Source organism: Sinorhizobium sojae CCBAU 05684 (assembly GCF_002288525.1).
Lineage (GTDB): Bacteria > Pseudomonadota > Alphaproteobacteria > Rhizobiales > Rhizobiaceae > Sinorhizobium > Sinorhizobium sojae.
In genome coordinates this window covers 858,368-878,126 of record NZ_CP023068.1, presented here as the reverse complement: position 1 = coordinate 878,126, position 19,759 = coordinate 858,368, and the positions used below count along the sequence as shown (strand labels likewise).

Genomic DNA, 19,759 nt, shown 5'->3' with positions numbered 1-19,759 from the left:
CACCAGCGGCTGTTTCAAGAGCGTGCGGCGCAGTTGTGCAGGGAGCAGACTTGCTCAGGACGGCTTTCTCGCTGTCTTCCATCGACCGCAGCGTCCGCGGCCCCGTCATCTACTCCAGGGACCTTGCTCTCCCGCAGAGTCCCGCTCCGGCGGGGTATGAAGGAAGTGAATCCGCTGGCGCAATCGAGCCAAAGAATTCGCGCCCCGTTGTCATCCACAGGGCGAATCCTTCGGTGCGCCCGGTCCTGGATGTTGCCGAGGCGTCAGTTCTCGATCAATCGTCCGACAACGTGCTCCAAGCGGACGGTCAATTCCCAGGCACGCGGATGTCCGATGGAAATTATGTTTCGAACGGGCAAGGGACATTCGGCAGTTCGGCCAACGATCCGTTGTTTTCGCCCAACCTTGTCCCCCTGACAGGCTGGACCGACAGCGGAGAGACCAGTACCTGGACGATGACAGGCCAGTTCGGCATCCAGCCCGGCCTGGTCACCAGCGCGGCTGCCCCCACCACCTCACAAAGCCTCGCGGCAGCCGCGGCGACTAACCCGATCGTTCTCGAGAACCAGAAGCCTGGCAATCCGGAGAGCGAGTGGGGGATTAACGGGTCGGGTGACTCGAACATCGAAGGTTTCGCCACCGACATCAGCGTCAACCGTGGCCAGACCGTCAGTTTCAAGATCAATACGAATTCGAGCAACTATCGCATCGACATCTATCGCCTTGGCTACTATGGCGGCATGGGCGCTCGCAAGGTCGCCACCATTCAGCATACGGGCGTCCAGAACCAGCCCACACCGTTGCGCGACAGCACTACCGGTTTGGTGGACGCCGGCAACTGGTCGATTTCAGCCTCCTGGGCGATTCCGGCCGACGCGGCGTCCGGGATCTACTTCGCCAAGCTCGTGCGTCAGGACGGCGTTGCAGGCCAGAACCACATCCCGTTCATCGTGCGCGACGACAGCAGTCAAAGCGACATCATCTTTCAAACTTCGGATGAGACCTGGCAGGCTTACAATCCTTGGGGTGGCGCCAACCTTTACCAAGGCAACGGGCCAGCAACCGACTCCTCCCCAGGACGCGCATACGCGGTTAGCTATAATCGGCCGATCACCACGAGGGGTGGCGGCCTCTCAGCCGGGCCGCAGGACTATATCTTCGGTGTCGAGTATCCGGCCATCCGGTGGCTGGAGATGAACGGCTATGACGTTTCCTATATGGCCGGAATGGACTCCGATCGCCTCGGCAGTCTGATCCAGAACCACAAGATGTTCCTAAGCGTGGGACATGACGAATATTGGTCGGGACAACAGCGCGCCAACGTCGAGGCAGCGCGGGACGCTGGTGTCAACCTCTGCTTCTGGAGCGGAAACGAGGTCTACTGGGCGACGCGCTTTGCTCCCAGCATCAGTGCAGGCGCCCAACCCTATCGCACCCTGGTGTGCTACAAGGAGACCAGGGCCGGCCCCATTGATCCGGATAACCAATGGACCGGAACCTACCGGGATCCGCGGTTCGTCTCACCGACTGCGGTGGGCGGAGGGCGGCCGGAGAATGCCCTGACGGGCACCATGTTCCAGGTCGACTCGTACCGAAGCGATGCGATCACCATCCCGTATGACGATGCCAATCTGCGCTTCTGGCGCAATACCAGCGTGGCAAACCTGCAACCGGGCCAGACGGCAACCCTCGAGCGGAACTATCTCGGATATGAATGGGATGCGTCGCCCGACAATGGCTTCCGTCCCGCCGGCCTCATCGAACTGTCGTCGACAACATTGCCTGTGAACCAGTATCTATTGGACTACGGAACGGTTACTGGACCGGCCACCGCGACGCACAATCTGACGCTTTACCGAGCTCCTAGCGGCGCCCTGGTGTTCAGCGCCGGCACGGTTTACTGGGCGTGGGGGCTCGATGCCAACCATGACCTGGAGGCCACTCCGGTCGACCCGCGGGTCAAGCAGGCGATGGTCAATCTGCTGGCCGACATGGGGATCCAGCCTGGCACGCTGGAGGCCGGACTGGTGTCAGCAAGCCAGTCGACGGATGCCACAAAGCCGGTGTCATCCATTACCGCGCCGAATGACGGGACCGCACTGAAGGTGGGCGCTGCCGTCACCATCAGCGGAACTGCATCCGACGTCGGTGGCGTTATCGCAGCGGTCGAGGTTTCGACCGATGGCGGCGCAACTTGGCATCGGGCGGTGGGGGACGAAAACTGGACATATAGCTGGGTAACGCCGAGAGCCGGCACCTTCACCATCAAGACCCGGGCGGTGGACGACAGCGTCAATCTGGAGACCCCCGGCGCCGGCCGCACCGTGACCGTCACCGGTAACAACTTCTTTCCCGCTTCGGTCACACCGCCTATCGTGCCGGATGTTGATGCCAAGCCGATCGAAGTGGGTATGAAGTTCCAGTCCTCAGTGGCCGGTACCGTAACGGGCGTACGGTACTACAAGAGCGACTTGAATATCGGCCCACATACGGGGTCGCTTTGGTCGAGCACGGGAACCAAGCTGGCGACGGTCACTTTTACCAACGAGTCAGGGGTAGGTTGGCAGGCGGCGAGCTTTTCGAACCCCATCGCGATCACCGCTGGCACGACATACGTGGTCTCGTACCACACGAACTACGGACACTACACGGCAACGGGAAATTATTTCACGTCTCCCGTGACGAATGGACCGCTTACGGCACCGACGAATGCCGGTGTCTACACCTACAGTTCCGCCAGTGCTTTCCCGAGCAGCACCTTCAACGGCGAGAACTACTGGGTCGACGTCTTATTCAACCCGGCATCGACCTCTAACACGGCGCCGATGGCGATAGCCGATACGGCTGACGCCACCGAGAAGGGCGGTGTTCTCAATGGCTCAGGCGGTACGACCGCCACCGGCAATGTGCTCACCAACGACACCGATCCCGATGCCGGCGATACGAAGACCGTCAGCGCGGTCCGCTTCGGGACGACGAACGGCACGCTCGGAACGGCGCTCGCCGGCGCCCATGGCAGCCTTGTGCTCAATGCCTCGGGGTCCTTCACCTACACCATCAACGAGAACGATTCTGCCGTGCAGGCCCTGCGGCAGTCGACCAACACGATCACCGACGTTTTCAGCTACACGATGCGCGACACGGCCGGCGCCACCGCCTCGGCAACGCTCACCGTTACCATCCACGGCGCCAACGACGCGCCGGTGCTTGCCGCCCAGACCGCCAATCAGAACGCCACCGTCGGTTCGGCCTTCTCGCTGGTGCTGCCGGCCAACACCTTCGCCGATGTCGACAGCGCTGACGCGCTCACCTATGCGGCGACCACCACCAGCGGTTCGCCGCTTCCCGCCTGGCTGAGCTTCAACGCCCCGACCCGGACTTTCAGCGGCACGCCTACATCGGCCGATGCGGGCACGATCGGCATCAAGGTTACGGCGACCGATCTCGGCAGCCTCGCCGCCAGCGAAACCTTCAACATCACCGTGTCGACGACGCCGAACGCGGCGCCAACAGCGATCGCCGATACGGCTGACGCCACCGAGAAGGGCGGCGTTCTCAATGGCTCAGGTGGTACGACCGCCACCGGCAATGTGCTCACCAACGACACCGATCCCGATGCCGGCGATACGAAGACCGTCAGCGCGGTCCGCTTCGGGACGACGAACGGCACGCTCGGAACGGCGCTCGCCGGCGCCCATGGCAGCCTTGTGCTCAATGCCTCGGGGTCCTTCACCTACACCATCAACGAGAACGATTCTGCCGTGCAGGCCCTGCGGCAGTCGACCAACACGATCACCGACGTTTTCAGCTACACGATGCGCGACACGGCCGGCGCCACCGCCTCGGCAACGCTCACCGTTACCATCCACGGCGCCAACGACGCGCCGGTGCTTGCCGCCCAGACCGCCAATCAGAACGCCACCGTCGGTTCGGCCTTCTCGCTGGTGCTGCCGGCCAACACCTTCGCCGATGTCGACAGCGGTGACGCGCTCACCTATGCGGCGACCACCACCAGCGGTTCGCCGCTTCCCGCCTGGCTGAGCTTCAACGCCCCGACCCGGACTTTCAGCGGCACGCCTACATCGGCCGATGCGGGCACGATCGGCATCAAGGTTACGGCGACCGATCTCGGCAGCCTCGCCGCCAGCGAAACCTTCAACGTCACTGTCTCGACCGCTCCCACTACCTACAGCCTGTTCAGCCCCTCCGACACGCCCGCCCAGACGAGCCTCAACGACGGTCGGCAGATCGAGGCTGGACTCAAGTTCCAGGCCAACGTCGCCGGCGAGATCACCGCCCTCAAATTCTATCGCAGCGCCAGCGATACCGGCCAGAACGTGCTCGACCTCTGGACGGCCACGGGGACCAAGCTCGCTAGCGCCACCTTCACCAATACTGCGGCAAGCGGGTGGCAAACCGTCACTTTGGCAACGGCCGTCTCCATCGCTGCCAATACCACCTACGTCGCCTCCTACCACACGACTGGGGCCTACGTCGCTACCGACAACTTCTTTACCAGCGCCGTTACGAATGGGCCGCTGACAGCCCCGGCCAGCGGCAACGGCGTCTTCCGTTATGGTGGCACCAGCACCAGCGGCGTTTTCCCGAACAGGGCTTCAAAAGGCACTAATTTCTTCGCCGATGTGGTCTTCAGGCCGTCGACCTCTAACACGGCGCCGATGGCGATAGCCGATACGGCTGACGCCACCGAGAAGGGCGGTGTTCTCAATGGCTCAGGCGGTACGACCGCCACCGGCAATGTGCTCACCAACGACACCGATCCCGATGCCGGCGATACGAAGACCGTCAGCGCGGTCCGCTTCGGGACGACGAACGGCACGCTCGGAACGGCGCTCGCCGGCGCCCATGGCAGCCTTGTGCTCAATGCCTCGGGGTCCTTCACCTACACCATCAACGAGAACGATTCTGCCGTGCAGGCCCTGCGGCAGTCGACCAACACGATCACCGACGTTTTCAGCTACACGATGCGCGACACGGCCGGCGCCACCGCCTCGGCAACGCTCACCGTTACCATCCACGGCGCCAACGACGCGCCGGTGCTTGCCGCCCAGACCGCCAATCAGAACGCCACCGTCGGTTCGGCCTTCTCGCTGGTGCTGCCGGCCAACACCTTCGCCGATGTCGACAGCGGTGACGCGCTCACCTATGCGGCGACCACCACCAGCGGTTCGCCGCTTCCCGCCTGGCTGAGCTTCAACGCCCCGACCCGGACTTTCAGCGGCACGCCTACATCGGCCGATGCGGGCACGATCGGCATCAAGGTTACGGCGACCGATCTCGGCAGCCTCGCCGCCAGCGAAACCTTCAACGTCACTGTCTCGACCGCTCCCACTACCTACAGCCTGTTCAGCCCCTCCGACACGCCCGCCCAGACGAGCCTCAACGACGGTCAACAGCTCGAGGTCGGCGTCAAATTCCAGTCCGACGTTGCCGGCGAGATCACCGCCCTCAAATTTTATCGCAGCGCCAGCGACACCGGCCAGAACGTGCTCGACCTGTGGACGGCCACGGGGACCAAGCTCGCCAGCGCCACTTTCACCAATACCGCGGCAAGCGGCTGGCAAACCGTCATTTTGGCAACGCCCGTCTCCATCGCCGCCAATACCACCTACGTCGCCTCCTACCACACGACCGGGGCCTACGTCGCTACCGACAACTTCTTTACCAGCCCCGTCACGAGCGGACCGATTACGGCACCGGCGAGTTCCGCTTCAGGCGGCAACGGCGTTTACGCCTATGGCGGAACGGCCAGCACGGGCCTCTTCCCGACCAACACCTTTGCCGCCGCAAATTATTGGGCCGACGTGGTATTCCAACCGCAACTTATTGCTTGAAGCTTTAAGATTGCGGCGTGAGGCTCAACGACCTCAAGAGTTCCAGCGATGGCTCTGACGCTCCCACGGTACATCCGAGCGTATCAGCCTCACCGCAAGACGGTATGCGCCTCCTTCATTTGCGGTACGCTTCCACCGAACTGAGAGTTTCTACCTCCAATCGCGACGTGGCAAGATAGATACCACAGAAGCGCGCAGAAGGAGTCGGCGTGATGGTCCGCAAGGGTAAACACTCTGAAGTCAACCGGGCAAGGCGACACTTCATCGGCCTTGCAGCCGCTGTTGGCGCCAGAATAGCCACCTTGGGAGCGCTCGCCGGCATCGCTCTTCCGAACTCGGCCGAAGCGAAATGGAAACCGTGGTTCGGGAATGGCAAACCAGGCCGGGGCAATGCGAATGGCCACGGAAAGGGCGGCCGCCCGATGTGCCTCCTTCGTGGCACCGCCATCCTGACGCCCACGGGCGAGGTTTGCATCGAGGATCTTCGCATCGGCGATCTCGTGCAGACGGTGCACGGCGAAGCACGGCCTGTGAAATGGATCGGTCGCCATCGCTATCGACGGAGTGGTCTGCGCTGGAATGAGGACACACTTCCGATCCGGATCTCCTGCCACGCCATCGACGGACACTCACCGCACAGGGAGCTCTATGTGTCCCCTGGACACGCCCTGTTCATCGACGGTGTGCTCATGAGGGCAACCGATCTCGTGAACGGCGCGTCTATTGCAACAGCTCGGGTGGATGATCGAGAATCGATCGAGTATTTCCAGATCATGCTCGATACGCATGACGTGATCTTTGCTGAGGGTGCTCCGGTCGAGACTTTCCTCCTCGAGGAGCGCAACTTCGAACGCTTCGCAAACTTCGCCGAATTTGCTCGGCTCTATCCGGGTGACCAGGACGCCACCATGGCTCCCTTCGCACCGATAGTCGGCTGTGGTGGCAGGGAGCATTTGAAGGCGCTGTTGCGGCTTGCGACGGGTCACCGCGTGCGACCCCGTTCCGCGTTGCAGGACACCTACGAAAAGATCGCAGCCCGCAGCGAAAAAATATTCTGCTGAACCAGAGGCGAGCGCCAGCCATCTCTGCTGGTGGCCTTTCCAGATGCACCAACAGTGCCGCCAAAGCGGTCAAAAAGGTGCCGCACCTTGAGTTTTTGGCGAATGTAAGATCTTCCGATCGCCGTCTTTCTATGCTCAGACTGCCACGCTCAAGGCGAGCTCTGCTAAGCGACATTGCTATCGCAAATGGGCGCGCGGACATCCCCTCTGCAAGCTCCGGTCGCGGGCGAACCGCACCCTTCGCTGACGCTCCAGACGTCACGTGTGAAAGAGGCGCGGCGCTGGCGGGCTCGAATCGTGCCATTGGCGAACTTTGATATTGGGATTGGCACGAAAGGTAGAGCTAACCTTCGGCGGTGCGCAACTTTCGAAGGGCAACGATGAAAAGCAACGCACCGTCTGACCTGCGCGCGTAGGTCGCTGTTGCAAAGGCTCCGACAATATTTAGAATCATTCTAAAACGACACTCGACAAGCGCCGAAGTTGAGTCTATTTGCTCTAGCGCACAACCTCGCAAGAAGGACCTATTTCATGAAGGGTGATTCCCAAGTCATCGAGCGGCTCAATGAAGCGCTATTCCTGGAACTCGGAGCGGTAAACCAATATTGGCTGCATTACCGGCTGCTCGAAGACTGGGGTTACACGAAGCTCGCAAAAAAAGAGCGCGCCGAATCGATCGAAGAGATGCAGCATGCGGACAAGCTCGTCGCACGCATCATCTTTCTTGAAGGGCATCCGAACCTGCAGACCGTCGCGCCCTTGCGCATAGGCCAGAACATAAAGGAAGTTCTGGAGGCGGACCTCGCCGGTGAATACGACGCCCGCACCTCCTACAAGGCTTCGCGAGACATCTGCAATCAGGCCGGTGACTACGTGTCGATGAAGCTCTTCGAGGAGTTGCTCGCCGACGAGGAAGGCCACATCGACTTTCTGGAGACGCAGCTCGAACTCCTCGACAAGCTCGGCGTGGAAAAATACGGCCAGCTCAACGCGGATTCCGCCGACAGCGCCGAATGAACCGGCGGCGCGGCCAATTCGACGATCGATCGGCCGCGCATCCTCATGCGTTTCGCTGCCTCGCCGCTCCACCAACCGCGGCGAAAACACATCTGGGGGCCGAGGCCGCCCCTCCAAACTTCCAGAACGATATCCTTCGCCGATCCCGAAACTGCACCGGATAGGGGCCTCCCTGGACATAGCCGATGTGGTCGGCCCGCCTATCATCAGCGGCTATATGCGACCGTCAGCATCCCTCTTTCTGACCGAGGCAAGGCCGCAGTCGCGCTTCCTCGCGCCCTTTTCCGAATGTCTCAGGCGTGGCTTCGCTGACACGTTCCGCTGATATACGGCAGGATCCGCTGTCAGCTTGCCCGGCAAAAGAATTGGCTGCCGGCCTGACCCAAAACGCAATTTTCCGCCGTCCGGATAGCGCCAGTCGAAGCACGCTGCTCGCGCCTATCCGCTAGTCTCGCTCTACTCACTTGCGAGGATAAGCGATGACTCTCAGTTTCGACCCGGACACCGTCACCTTGCCCATCGGGCACTTCATCGGCGACAGGCTGGTGCCGGCCCAAGGCGTCATCGACATGTACCGACCGTCCGACGGCAAGGCCTATGCGGGCTGCCCGCTTGCCGACGAGGTCGTAGTCGACCGCGCGGTGGAGACGGCGAAGCAGGCGCTCAAGGCCAGCAACTGGGGCGGCGTTCGGCCACGCGAACGCACGGTTGCGCTGCAGCGCTGGGCGAACCTGATCGAAAGGGAAGCGGCAACCCTGGCCAAGCTCGAAGCACTTTCCTCGACCCGACCGGTCGGCCATCTTATCGCCGGCGACATTGCCGTCAGCGCCGAGCAGATCCGCTTCTTTGCCGAATTCGCCGACAAGGAGGGGAGCGACGTGGTCCCGACCGACGACGCCAATCTCGGCATGATCATGACCGAGCCCTATGGCGTCGTCGGCGCCATCACGCCGTGGAACTTTCCTGTTTCCATGGCCGCCTGGAAGCTCGGGCCGGCGCTTGCTGCCGGCAATGCGGTGGTCCTGAAGCCATCGGAAATGACGCCGTTTTCGACCATATTCCTCGCCGAACTCGCGATCCGCGCTGGCATTCCGGCGGGCCTCATTAATGTCGTGCTCGGCGATGGACCGGTGACCGGCAACGCGATCACCGGTCATCCGGACATCGCGAAAGTTAGCTTCACCGGCTCGACGGCGGCCGGTTCGGCGATCATGACCAATATCGCCCGCACCGGGGTCAAGCCAATGACGCTAGAACTCGGCGGAAAGAGCCCGCAACTGGTCTTTGCCGATGCGGATCTCGATAAGGCGGCGGCGGCGATCGCCCAGAGCATGCTTTCCAATGCCGGTCAGGCCTGCGTCGCCGGATCGCGGCTGATCGTCGAGGAGAGCGTCGCCGCGCCGCTCGCCGAGGCGATCGTTGCGCGCATGCAGGGTGCGAAGGCCGGGCCGACCTGGGACGAGACGTCCGAATACTCGCCGATCATTTCCAGGCGGCAACTGAACCGCATCCATGGCATCGTCGAGGCGGCCATGTCGGCAGGCGGCGAATGTCTGTTCGGCGGCCGCCAAATGGATGCGCCGGGCTATTTCTATCAACCGACGCTGATGGCCGTGCGCGAAAGCTCCTCCCCGGCAATCACCGAGGAAATCTTCGGACCGGTGCTTACCCTGCAAACCTTCGCCGACGAGAACGAGGCGCTGGCTCTTGCCGACCACCCGACCTACGGCCTTGCCGCCGGCCTTTTCACCCGCGACCTCTCGCGAGCCGTACGTCTTACGCGCAAGCTGCAGGCCGGCACCGTATGGGTCAATCGCTACAGCCGCTCGCGCGACCATATCCTGCCGACCGGCGGGTACAAGCGCTCCGGCATCGGCAAGGATCTCGGTCGCGAAGCCTACCACGCCAATCGTAAGAGCAAGAGCGTGCTCATCAGCCTCTAAGCGGACCTGCGTGGCTCCAGCCACACTTCGTCTGGTTAGGTTTTCGTTTCATCGCAGGTTCTCGGTCTGAACATCGAGCGTCCGAAGCCTGCTTAGGGAGAAGCAATGAAGTCCTATTCGATCGCTCTCATCCCCGGCGACGGCATCGGCGGCGCCGTGACCGACGCCGCCTGGCAGGTACTCTCGACTGTCGCCAGGCATTCCGGGTTTACCCTCACCGGCACCCCCTTTCCCTGGTCCTGCGCCTTCTACAAAGAGACCGGTGCGATGATGCCGGCGGACGGCATTGAAACGCTCCACCGGTTCGACGCGATCCTGCTCGGTGCTGTCGGCTGGCCCGCCGAAGTGCCGGATTCCATTTCGCTGCATGGCCTGCTGCTGCCGATCCGCAAGGCCTTCGTGCAATACGCCAATATCCGCCCGCACAGGCTGCTGGCGGGCGTAGAGGGGCCGCTCAGGGCTCGGAACTTCGACATCCTCTGCATTCGCGAGAACACCGAAGGCGAGTATTCCGGTGCCGGCGGGCGTGTGCATCAGGGAACGGGGGACGAGGTCGCGGTCGAAACCTCGATCTTCACCCGCACCGGCGTCGAAAGGATCCTTCGCTTCGGCTTCGAACGGGCGCGGGCGCGGCGCGGGAAGCTCGCCTCCGTCACCAAATCGAATGCGCAGAAATATTCGATGGTGTTCTGGGATGAGGTCACGCAAAAGCTCGCTGCCGAATACCCGGATGTAGAGGTGACGAGCTACCATATCGACGCCATGGCTGCGCGCATGGTGATGGCGCCGGAAAGCCTCGACGTCGTGGTCGCCTCGAACCTCTTCGGCGACATCCTGACGGATCTCGGCGCAGCCATCCAAGGCGGTCTCGGCTTTGCTGCCTCCGCCAATATCAACCCGGACCGTAGCGCCCCATCGATGTTCGAGCCGGTGCACGGCTCCGCCCCGGATATCGCTCACCTCGGCATTGCCAATCCCATCGCCGCCATTTGGTCCGGTGCTCTGATGCTGGAGCATCTCGGAGAGACGAACGCCGCACAGACGATCATGGGCGCGCTCGAGAAAGCCACCGGCCGTGGCATCGGCACAGTGCCGGGTAAAGACAGAACAGAAGCCATCACAGCTGCGGTGCTCGCCGCGCTCGACTGATCATGAGGGAAACACCATGCAAAATTTGACGGATCGCGATCTCTTCCGCCAGGCGGGCCTCGTCGAGGGGAAATGGATCGAAGCAGCTTCGGGCGAGGTCGTTGAAGTCGTCGAACCGGCAAGCCAGAGGACTCTCGGCACGGTTCCGGACATGGGGACTGCTGAAACGCGCGCGGCGATCGACGCGGCCAACGCCGCATTCGGACCCTGGAAGAAGAAGACGCATGCGGAACGGGCCGCCCTGCTCGAGCGCTGGTACGCGTTGATGATCGAGAACCTCGAGGATCTGGCGCTGCTCCTGACCCTGGAGCAGGGAAAGCCGCTCGACGAGGCGCGAGGCGAAATCCGGTACGGCGCGTCCTTCGTCAAATGGTTCGCCGAGGAAGCGCGCCGAATCGGCGGCCATACGATCCCCTCGCCCACACCGGACCGCCGCATTGTCGTGTTGAAGGAGGCCGTCGGTGTCTGCGCCATCATCACGCCCTGGAACTTCCCGAACGCGATGATCACCCGCAAGGTCGCGCCGGCACTCGCCGCCGGCTGCACCGTGGTGATCAAGCCGTCGGAATTCACGCCCTTCTCCGCGCTTGCCCTTGGAGTACTTGCCGAGCGGGCCGGCATCCCGGCCGGGGTGATCAACATCGTCACCGGCATGCCAGCGGCGATCGGCGACGAGTTCATGGCGAACGAGACGGTGCGCAAGATCTCCTTCACCGGCTCGACGCGCGTCGGATCGCTGTTGATGCGCGGCGCCGCCGACAGCGTCAAGCGCCTCTCCCTCGAACTCGGCGGCAACGCCCCGTTCATCGTCTTCGACGATGCCGATCTCGATCTCGCCGTGGAAGGAGCGATCGTCTCCAAGTTCCGCAATGGCGGCCAGACCTGCGTCTGCGCCAATCGTATCCTGGTACAGGCTGCAGTGTACGACTCCTTCGCCGAGAAGCTCGGCGCCCGCGTCAACGCCATGAAGGTCGGCCCGGGCACCGAGCCCGGAATTGCAATCGGCCCGATGATCAACGCGGCGGCGATCGAGAAGATCGACCGGCATGTCGAGGATGCTCTCGCGAAGGGCGCGAAGGTCGCGGCGCGCGGCAATGCCGTGCCGGACGGCAGGCAATACACGGCCCCGATCGTCTTGACCGGTGCGACGACCGACATGCTGCTCGCGAGCGAAGAAACCTTCGGCCCCGTCGCCCCGCTCTTCCGCTTCGAAACGGAAGAAGAAGCGATCGCGATCGCCAACGGCACACCGTTCGGTCTCGCTGCCTATTTCTACACGGAGAGCCTGAAGCGTTCCTGGCGCGTTGGGGAAGCGCTCGAATTCGGCATGATCGGCCTCAACACCGGTGCCATCTCCACGGAAGTCGCACCCTTCGGCGGCGTAAAGCAGTCGGGGCTCGGGCGCGAGGGAGCCCAGGTCGGCATTGAAGAGTATCTCGAAATGAAGAGCTTCCATATCGGGGGGCTGGACTGACCGTCATCTACCAGACCCCGGTCGCCAGAGTGTACGGCGACCATTCGGCAAGATCGTAGCGGATCGGCACGGCGTCCGCCCGCCATACGATACGACGGGGACGAAAGCGCCAGTAGCGTTCGGCACCCTCGAATGGCTCGCCATCAGGGTGCTCGAACAGGAGCTCCGCCTCCCCCGTCATCTGCAAGAGCCCGCCGGTCTGGAAATCCGGAAAGGCGAGCCCGGCGCGCCCGTTGAGTGCGATATTGCCGAGCGTGTTGAAAAAGCGGTTCCCGGGAAAATCCGGAATCGTCAGCCATCCGTCCTTGCCGAGATGGACGAATCCGGCGCGGCCGCCGCGATGGGAGACGTCCACCTGGCGGCCCACTTCGACGTCGGCGTAGCTCGCCACGAAAAATGTGTCCGCTCGCGCGATGATGGCGCGGGCCGTCTGGTCGAGTGCGAAGCTCGACCTCGGTGGCACCGCCGGCGGCTCCACCGGATCGCGGATGTAGCGGACCTGTCTGAGCTGGATATATTTCGGACAATTGCCGAAGCTCTGCCCGACGTCGAGATCGAAACCGCGGCTGTTGCGCGCAATGGTTCCGTTCAGACGGTTGCGCCGGCGCGTGCCGAGATCGATCCCAAGTAGGCCGAGCGCGGCACCATCTTCCATGCCCGGCTCCGCGGGATCCGCCGGCTCCCTAGCGAGTTCGACGTTCAGGGTATGGGCGTCCGGAGCCCGGAGGAAGCCCGGGTAGCCGAACCGCAGTGTTGTCCAGACGTCGCCATTGGGGTCGACGGCGCCGAGCACCACCATCGGTAGAAGGGGGTAGAATTCACGGTGCTGATCGATCAGATGATCGCGCACGACCCGACGGCCGACCTCGTGCATGCGAGCTTCCACCCCGACAAGGCGCTGCACCGCGATCTCGCCCTGATGCCAGGGAGAAGGAACGAGGACGGGGCTTTCCATGGCGGACCTCCATTTACGCTGCCAGACCCACCGAGGTCTTCTGGAACTCGACAAAGCCCGGCAGCGCCTCAACACGCGCGAGCCAGGTGCGGATGTTCGCATAGGGTTGAAGATCCACATCGCCTTCGGGTGCCCGCGACACGTAGCTGTAGAGCGCCACGTCGGCGATGGTCGGCCGATCGGCGGCAATAAAGTCCCTGCCCTCGAGCTCCGTCTCGACCAGGCTTAGAATTGCGTGCGACCGCAGTATGACTTCATCGGCACGATAGGCAGCCTTGAACACGTTGATGAGGCGCGCCTGCGCCGGGCCATGGGCAATCTGGCCGGCAGCGACGGAAAGCCAGCGCTGGATGGCGGCCGCCCCCTCCGGGTCTTCCGGCAGCCAGTCGATGCGCCCGGTTTTCTTGGCAAGATAGACGAGAATAGCGTTCGAATCGCAGACGATCGTACCGCCGTCAGCGAGCACCGGAACCTGGCCAAAGGGATTGAGCTTCAGGAAGCCAGGTTCCTTGTGCTCTTTCCGGGCGAGATCGACCACCACGAGCTCATGTTCGATGCCGAGCAGCGAGAGGAAGAGCCGCGCGCGGTGCGCATGGCCTGAGAGGGGATGGTAATAGAGCTTCACGACTGCCTCCTGATGAAACTGGAACAGCCGGAAGATTGGTTATTGTTCTTGGAGTTGATAAGATCCCATCAGTGCACTAGACAATTTCTTTCTGTGAAATAATCGGAGGATTGGCGCGATGGACCGCTGGCAGGCCATGCGGATCTTTTCCCAGGTGGTCGACAGCGGCAGCTTCGCCCAGGCTGCCAAGATGCTGCATATGAGCCCGCCATCGGTGACGCGGGCGATCGCCGCACTGGAACAACAAATCGGCACGAGACTGCTGGTTCGCACGACGCGGTCGGTGAAGCTGACAGCGGCCGGCGAGGGCTATGTCGCCGACTGCCGCCGCATTCTCGCGGAAATCGCCGAAGCCGAAGCCAATGCCGCGGGCAGCTTCACGCATCCGGCAGGGCTGCTTACGGTCACGGCACCGGCGCTCTTCGGGCGCATCCATGTCCTGCCGATCGTCCTCGACTTTCTCGATCACTACCCCGCCATGCAGGTCAAGACGGTCTTCGTCGATCGAGTGACCAATCTTGTCGAGGAAGGACTGGATGTGGCAATCCGCATCGCGGCGCTGCCCTCTTCCGGCCTCATCGCGCGCCGCATCGGCTCGGTGCGGCAGGTCGTCTGTGGCTCGCCAGACTATTTCGCCCGCTTCGGAAAGCCACAAAGCCCACAAGACCTCACACGCCACCGCATGGTCGGCCGCGATGGCCTTTTCGGCCATTCCGAATGGCAGTTTGGACGCGACAATAGCATACGGGTCCCGATTGGCGCTCGCCTGATCGTTAATACCAATGATGCCGCGATCGCCGCCGCCGTTGCCGGATGGGGACTATCCCGTTTTCAGTCCTATCAAGTAGCGCCGGAAATCGAGGCCGGCCGGCTCGATGTCGTGCTTGCCGATTACGAGCGCGAGCCGGTGCCGATTCACATCGTGCATGCGGAGGGCCGCAGAGTCTCGGCTCGCATACGTGCTTTCGTGGATTTCGCGACCGAGCGTTTCCGCCGCCGCGCGGGCGTCGATGCGGGGCTGCCGCCGGAAACGCCGCCTTGGTACGGCTACTGAATCCGGTCCAGCATCTTGTAGTACATGCCAACCAGCGGCAGAAACCAGGGCTTGCCGAAATGTCCCGGCACAGCCGGCCAATCGAGGCCCTTCAGTGGATTACGATCCGGCCGGTCGAGAATGGAGTCGGCGATGATCATCCCCAGATGAGTCGCAAGCTGCGCGCCGTGGCCGGAATAGCCCATGGCATACCAGACTCCATCTTGATAGCCGGCGCGCGGGTATCGGTCCTTGGTCACGTCGACAAGCCCGCCCCAGCAATAATCGATCTCGACATTGGCGAGTTGCGGAAAGATCTCCGCAAGGCTCGCCTTCAGGATCGCACCGCTCCTTGCATCCGACCGCTGGTCCGATGTCGCAGAAAACCTGGCGCGCCCGCCAAAGATCAGCCGATTGTCCGGGGAAAGCCGAAAATAATTGCCGATATTCTTCGACGTGACGCAGGTGCGGTTACCCGGCATCGTCGACTGCACCTCCGCCGCCGTCAGCGGCCGGGTGGCGATTATGAAGCTGCCGACCGCGATGATGCGGCGCCGGAAATAACCGAAAGCCGAGGGCGTATAGGCGCCGGTGGCGACCAGCACCTGGTCGGCGGTCACGTTCCCCCGCGCCGTCATCAACTCATGTCGGCCGCCGGTTCGCCGATGATCGGTAACCGCCGCGTGCTCGAAGATCGTCGCGCCATGACGGCTCGCCGCGTCGGCGAGACCGACGACATAGCGGCCCATATGCATCATCGCGCTCTTCTTCGAAAGCATTGCCCCGAAGAAGGGGGCGCCCACCTCGTCTTTGAGTTCATTCGCTCTGAGCAGGTCGGTATCGGCGTCCACCTCGGCATTCACCGCTTCGAAATTTCGCGCAATCGTCTCGAAGTGTTGGGGCTTCGAAGCGAGCTTCAGCTTTCCGGCCCGCCGGAAATTGCAGTCTATGCCCTCTTCAGCAATCAGTGCCTCGAGCGTGTCGATCGAATCGTCGAGCGCCTTGTAGAGGGCGATCGCCCGCTCCTTTCCGAGCTCCGCCTTTGCCGCCAGATAGCTGTGAGCGAGGCCATTGTTCAGATGCCCGCCATTGCGGCCGGAGGCGCCCCAACCGACCCTTTCCGCCTCCAGCACGACGACCTTCGCGCCGGCCTTGGCGAGTTGGCGGGCCGCGCCCAGCCCGGTGAAGCCGCCGCCGATTATGGCGACGTCGTAATGGCCGTCAACCGGGCCCTGCATGGCCCCGGCGAAGGCCGGGGCGGTGTCGTGCCAATAGGAAACGTATTTCATGGCGGACCGCCCATTTTCCTTGTTCAGAGCCCGACGACGCCTGGCAGTTCCGAGATGTTGGCGATCTCGGTATAGCCGTAATAGGGATTTGCCGGCTCGTGACCGCGGTTCACCCACACCTTGTTCTTGATGCCGAGGTCATGGGCCGACATCAGATCGTAGCGGAACGAGGAAGAGCAGTGCAGGATGTCCTCAGGGCCGCAACCCAGCATGTCCAGCATGTATTCGAAGGCTTTGAACCGCGGCTTGTAGGCCTGCGCCTGTTCGGCGGTATAGACCTTGTGGAACGGCGCGCCGAGCTTCTCGACGTTGGACATGATCTGAGAGTTCATCGCATTTGACAGGATGACCAGCGGAATTTCCTTGGCGACCTTGGCGAGTCCCGCCGGAACGTCCGGATGCGGACCCCAGGTCGGCACACGTTCATAGACCATCCGCGCGGCCTCGTCGCGGAATTTGATGCCGTTGCGCTTGCAGGTGCGCTCGAGCGAATTGTGCACCACCTCGGCATAGGGCTTCCAGTCACCCAGGATCTCATCGAGTCGGTAGGCGGCGAAATTCCTGACGAACTCCGCCATCCGCGGCTCGTCCAGCTGCTCGCTATAGAGGTCGCGGGCCGCTTCCGCCATCTGGAAGTTGGTCAGCGTGCCGTAGCAGTCGAAGGTGATGTATTTCGGGCGGAAGGTCGTCATGTGCATTTCCTTCGTAGTGGGGACCGGATGCTATGATCATAGGCGCTGGCCAACGCCTCGGCTCACCTGATTTGGCGAACATCAAAGCAGAATCTACCGTATAGAAAGTCGCCTTTGGCAGAACCTTGCGAGCCCCACCCGCCCCGCTTTGTCCGAGGCTCCAGTTCCCGCAGCCCACCGCAGCCTGCCAGCATAAGATGCGGCGGCTCGGCCCAGCAAAGCCATAAGATATCGCGCGAACGCAGACCTTCAGACGATGTGCCGCATGCGAATCCTCCAGACTCCCAGGTCAGAAATGAGGAAGATTCGCAATGCAGACACGTCAGATCGATCTCATAGCCTTCAGCCCCGAACACCTCGATGCCGCCGTCAGTCTATCACGCCAGGCGGGTTGGCCGCACCGGCCTGAGGACTGGCAGATGGCGCTCGCCTTGAGCGAAGGCGTCGTCGCAGTCGAGGACGATCGGATCGTCGGCACCGTGCTCGTCACCTCTTACAAAGAGGACTGCGCAACCATCAATATGGTGATTGTCGACGAAGCCATGCGCGGCCGCGGACTCGGGCGCCGCCTGATGGACGCCGCCTTGCGCATTGCCGGCAATCGCCCGCTGCGGCTGGTGGCCACTGCGGAAGGTCTGCCGCTTTACGAGAAGGTCGGCTTCCGGGAGACGGGGCGCGTGCTGCAGCAACAGGGCGTCGTTCGCGAAACGGCCGCGCCGGCAGGCGTGGAGCCCGCGAACGCGTCCGACGTCACAGCCATTGCCGAACTCGACCGCGGCGCCTTCGGCGCAGACCGCGGCGACCTCATCGCCTATATCGCGACGGTCGGCGAATTCGCGGTGATCCGCCGCGAAGGACGCGTTTGCGGCTTCTCTGCCCTCAGGCCCTTTGGCCGTGGCGAAGTCATCGGGCCCGTCGTTGCCGCCGATCTCAACGACGCCAAGGCATTGATAGCACATTTCATCGCCCGGCGGCCCGGGCAATTTTTGCGGGTAGATACGATCGCAGCCACCGGCCTCGGGCCATGGCTCACCGAACAGGGTCTTGCCCATGTCGGCGACGCTATCGCCATGACGACGTCGGTCAATCAACGCGCCGCCGATGCCACCGCGACAACCTTCGCCCTCGCCAACCAGGCGCTTGGCTGACCCGGAGAGTCCCATGTACAGCAATTCCCTCATCGAACTTGACCGCGCTCATCTCATCCATCCGGTCGCTTCCTACCGCAGCCATGAAAAACTCGGTGTGCGCGTGCTCGCCTCCGCCAGAGGTGCGACAGTCACCGATGCTTCGGGCAAGCAACTGATCGACGGTTTTGCCGGCCTCTGGTGCGTCAATGCCGGCTATGGCCATGAGAGCATCGTCGAGGCGGCAACCCGGCAGATGCGCGAACTGCCCTATGCGACCGCCTATTTCGGCCTCGGATCGGAGCCCGCGATCCGGCTCGCCTCAGAACTCGCCGAACGGGCGCCGGGCAATCTGGATCACGTCTACTTCACGCTTGGCGGCTCCGACGCCGTCGACAGCACGATCCGCTTCATCCGTTATTACTGGATCGCCCGCGGCGAGCCGCAACGCGACCAGTTCATCTCCGTCGAGCAGGGCTATCACGGCTCATCGACCGTTGGTGCAGGTCTGACGGCGCTGCCGGCCTTTCATGCCGGCTTCGGCATCCCCTTTGACTGGCAGCATAAGATCCCGTCACACTATGCGTACCGCAATCCGGTCGGTGACGATCCGCAGGCGATCATCGACGCGTCGCTTGCGGCACTGAGGCGGAAGGTCGAGGAGATCGGCCCAGAGCGGGTCGCCGCGTTCTATGCGGAGCCGATCCAGGGATCTGGCGGAGTGCTGGTGCCGCCCAAAGGTTGGATGAAGGCGATGCGCAAGCTCTGCCACGAACTCGGCATCCTCTTCGTGGCCGACGAGGTAATCACCGGCTTCGGCCGCACCGGTCCGCTCTTTGCCTGCGATGAGGATGAGATCGTTCCGGATTTCATGACCGTGGCGAAGGGCCTGACCTCCGGCTATGTGCCGATGGGCGCGGTTTTCATGGGCGATCATATCTACCAGACGATCGCCGACAGCGCCGGTGCTGCAGCAGTCGGCCACGGCTACACCTATTCGGCCCACCCCGTCAGCGCCGCGGTCGGCCTCGAAGTGCTGAAGCTCTACGAGAACGGGTTGCTGGACAGCGGCCGCAAAGCGGGCGCACGGCTGATGGCGGGGCTTCAGGGCCTCAAGGACCATCCGCTCGTCGGCGATGTCCGCGGCCGCGGCATGCTCGCCGCCGTTGAGCTCGTAACCGACAAGGAAAAGAAGACCCCATTGCCGGCGGCCGCCGACCCGGCGCGGCGCATCTTCGACCGCGCCTGGGAGAACGGTCTCGTCATCCGCGCCTTCGCCAACGGCGTCCTCGGCTATGCGCCGCCGCTCTGCTGCACCGAAGCGGAAATCGACGGCATTGTCGAGCGCACCCGCAAGGTGCTGGACGCGACGCTGGAGGATCCGGCCGTTCGCGCCGGGTTAAAGGCCTGAAGGGCGATCATCTGCGTATATCGCGGAAAGGTCATATTCGAAATTATGTGCCGCGTCAGTGCGTCTTTTCGGAGACTTCCGCGCGGCACAGCTGGCAAACTGAAGCTCGGGAAATGGCCGGATCGCAG

General features: G+C 62.8%; 13 protein-coding genes. 9 read left to right on the top strand and 4 right to left on the bottom strand.

Going from position 1 to position 19,759, the window contains the following annotated elements:
• Positions 1-326: 326 nt before the first annotated feature.
• The 6 genes from SJ05684_RS21640 to SJ05684_RS21615 all read left to right on the top strand — a co-directional run bounded on the left by SJ05684_RS21640 (position 327) and on the right by SJ05684_RS21615 (position 12,499).
• On the top strand, positions 327-5,855 hold the full coding sequence (locus SJ05684_RS21640; protein WP_374193096.1) for a DUF4082 domain-containing protein: 5,529 nt from the start codon (positions 327-329) through the stop codon (positions 5,853-5,855).
• Positions 5,856-6,067: 212 nt separating this feature from the next.
• Positions 6,068-6,916 (top strand): Hint domain-containing protein, encoded by an 849-nt coding sequence (locus SJ05684_RS21635; RefSeq protein ID WP_034858004.1) that lies wholly within the window; start codon positions 6,068-6,070, stop codon positions 6,914-6,916.
• A gap of 531 nt (positions 6,917-7,447) precedes the next feature.
• Complete coding sequence (gene bfr / locus SJ05684_RS21630) at positions 7,448-7,933, top strand: bacterioferritin (protein ID WP_034858006.1); 486 nt, start codon at positions 7,448-7,450, stop codon at positions 7,931-7,933.
• A gap of 479 nt (positions 7,934-8,412) precedes the next feature.
• Positions 8,413-9,876, top strand: coding sequence for an aldehyde dehydrogenase family protein (locus SJ05684_RS21625; protein WP_034858008.1), 1,464 nt, complete (start codon positions 8,413-8,415; stop codon positions 9,874-9,876).
• 105 nt (positions 9,877-9,981) lie between these two features.
• Positions 9,982-11,025: a tartrate dehydrogenase gene (locus SJ05684_RS21620; protein WP_034858010.1), complete on the top strand. Its 1,044-nt coding sequence runs from the start codon at positions 9,982-9,984 to the stop codon at positions 11,023-11,025.
• 16 nt (positions 11,026-11,041) lie between these two features.
• Positions 11,042-12,499 (top strand): NAD-dependent succinate-semialdehyde dehydrogenase, encoded by a 1,458-nt coding sequence (locus SJ05684_RS21615; RefSeq protein WP_034858011.1) that lies wholly within the window; start codon positions 11,042-11,044, stop codon positions 12,497-12,499.
• Positions 12,500-12,506: 7 nt separating this feature from the next.
• Here the strand turns inward: SJ05684_RS21615 and SJ05684_RS21610 are convergent, their stop codons facing one another.
• Positions 12,507-13,454, bottom strand: a complete 948-nt coding sequence (locus SJ05684_RS21610; RefSeq protein ID WP_034858012.1) for a pyridoxamine 5'-phosphate oxidase family protein — start codon at positions 13,452-13,454, stop codon at positions 12,507-12,509.
• A 13-nt stretch (positions 13,455-13,467) separates the two neighbouring features.
• Positions 13,468-14,079 (bottom strand): glutathione S-transferase family protein, encoded by a 612-nt coding sequence (locus SJ05684_RS21605; RefSeq protein WP_034858013.1) that lies wholly within the window; start codon positions 14,077-14,079, stop codon positions 13,468-13,470.
• Positions 14,080-14,197: 118 nt separating this feature from the next.
• On the opposite strand from SJ05684_RS21605, the gene SJ05684_RS21600 reads away from it, so the two are divergent.
• Complete coding sequence (locus SJ05684_RS21600; RefSeq protein WP_034858015.1) at positions 14,198-15,133, top strand: LysR family transcriptional regulator; 936 nt, start codon at positions 14,198-14,200, stop codon at positions 15,131-15,133.
• On the opposite strand, the gene SJ05684_RS21595 is transcribed toward SJ05684_RS21600, so the two are convergent.
• Together SJ05684_RS21595 and SJ05684_RS21590 are read right to left on the bottom strand one after the other, a co-directional pair.
• The gene (locus SJ05684_RS21595; protein WP_034858017.1) at positions 15,127-16,401 is read right to left on the bottom strand and encodes an NAD(P)/FAD-dependent oxidoreductase; all 1,275 of its coding nucleotides are present in this window, start codon (positions 16,399-16,401) and stop codon (positions 15,127-15,129) included. The two genes, SJ05684_RS21600 and SJ05684_RS21595, sit on opposite strands and share 7 nt — an antisense overlap.
• 23 nt (positions 16,402-16,424) lie before the next feature.
• Positions 16,425-17,093, bottom strand: a complete 669-nt coding sequence (locus SJ05684_RS21590) for a haloacid dehalogenase type II (protein ID WP_034858019.1) — start codon at positions 17,091-17,093, stop codon at positions 16,425-16,427.
• Between the two features lie 311 nt (positions 17,094-17,404).
• On the opposite strand from SJ05684_RS21590, the gene SJ05684_RS21585 reads away from it, so the two are divergent.
• Entirely contained in the window at positions 17,405-18,241 is an 837-nt protein-coding gene (locus tag SJ05684_RS21585) for a GNAT family N-acetyltransferase (RefSeq protein WP_034858020.1), read from the top strand.
• A gap of 13 nt (positions 18,242-18,254) precedes the next feature.
• A complete protein-coding gene (locus SJ05684_RS21580) occupies positions 18,255-19,631 on the top strand; it encodes an aspartate aminotransferase family protein (protein WP_034858022.1) in 1,377 nt (458 codons plus the stop codon).
• The last annotated feature ends 128 nt before the right edge of the window (positions 19,632-19,759 follow it).

Bases quoted from the DNA above. Each gene is read 5' to 3' on its own strand.
- bfr (WP_034858006.1), top strand. From the start codon at position 7,448: ATGAAGGGTGATTCCCAAGTCATCGAGCGGCTCAATGAAGCGCTATTC.
- SJ05684_RS21610 (WP_034858012.1), bottom strand. From the start codon at position 13,454: ATGGAAAGCCCCGTCCTCGTTCCTTCTCCCTGGCATCAGGGCGAGATC.
- SJ05684_RS21585 (WP_034858020.1), top strand. From the start codon at position 17,405: ATGCAGACACGTCAGATCGATCTCATAGCCTTCAGCCCCGAACACCTC.
- SJ05684_RS21590 (WP_034858019.1), bottom strand. From the start codon at position 17,093: ATGACGACCTTCCGCCCGAAATACATCACCTTCGACTGCTACGGCACG.
- SJ05684_RS21580 (WP_034858022.1), top strand. From the start codon at position 18,255: ATGTACAGCAATTCCCTCATCGAACTTGACCGCGCTCATCTCATCCAT.
- SJ05684_RS21595 (WP_034858017.1), bottom strand. From the start codon at position 16,401: ATGAAATACGTTTCCTATTGGCACGACACCGCCCCGGCCTTCGCCGGG.
- SJ05684_RS21615 (WP_034858011.1), top strand. From the start codon at position 11,042: ATGCAAAATTTGACGGATCGCGATCTCTTCCGCCAGGCGGGCCTCGTC.
- SJ05684_RS21640 (WP_374193096.1), top strand. From the start codon at position 327: ATGTCCGATGGAAATTATGTTTCGAACGGGCAAGGGACATTCGGCAGT.
- SJ05684_RS21625 (WP_034858008.1), top strand. From the start codon at position 8,413: ATGACTCTCAGTTTCGACCCGGACACCGTCACCTTGCCCATCGGGCAC.
- SJ05684_RS21600 (WP_034858015.1), top strand. From the start codon at position 14,198: ATGGACCGCTGGCAGGCCATGCGGATCTTTTCCCAGGTGGTCGACAGC.
- SJ05684_RS21620 (WP_034858010.1), top strand. From the start codon at position 9,982: ATGAAGTCCTATTCGATCGCTCTCATCCCCGGCGACGGCATCGGCGGC.
- SJ05684_RS21635 (WP_034858004.1), top strand. From the start codon at position 6,068: ATGGTCCGCAAGGGTAAACACTCTGAAGTCAACCGGGCAAGGCGACAC.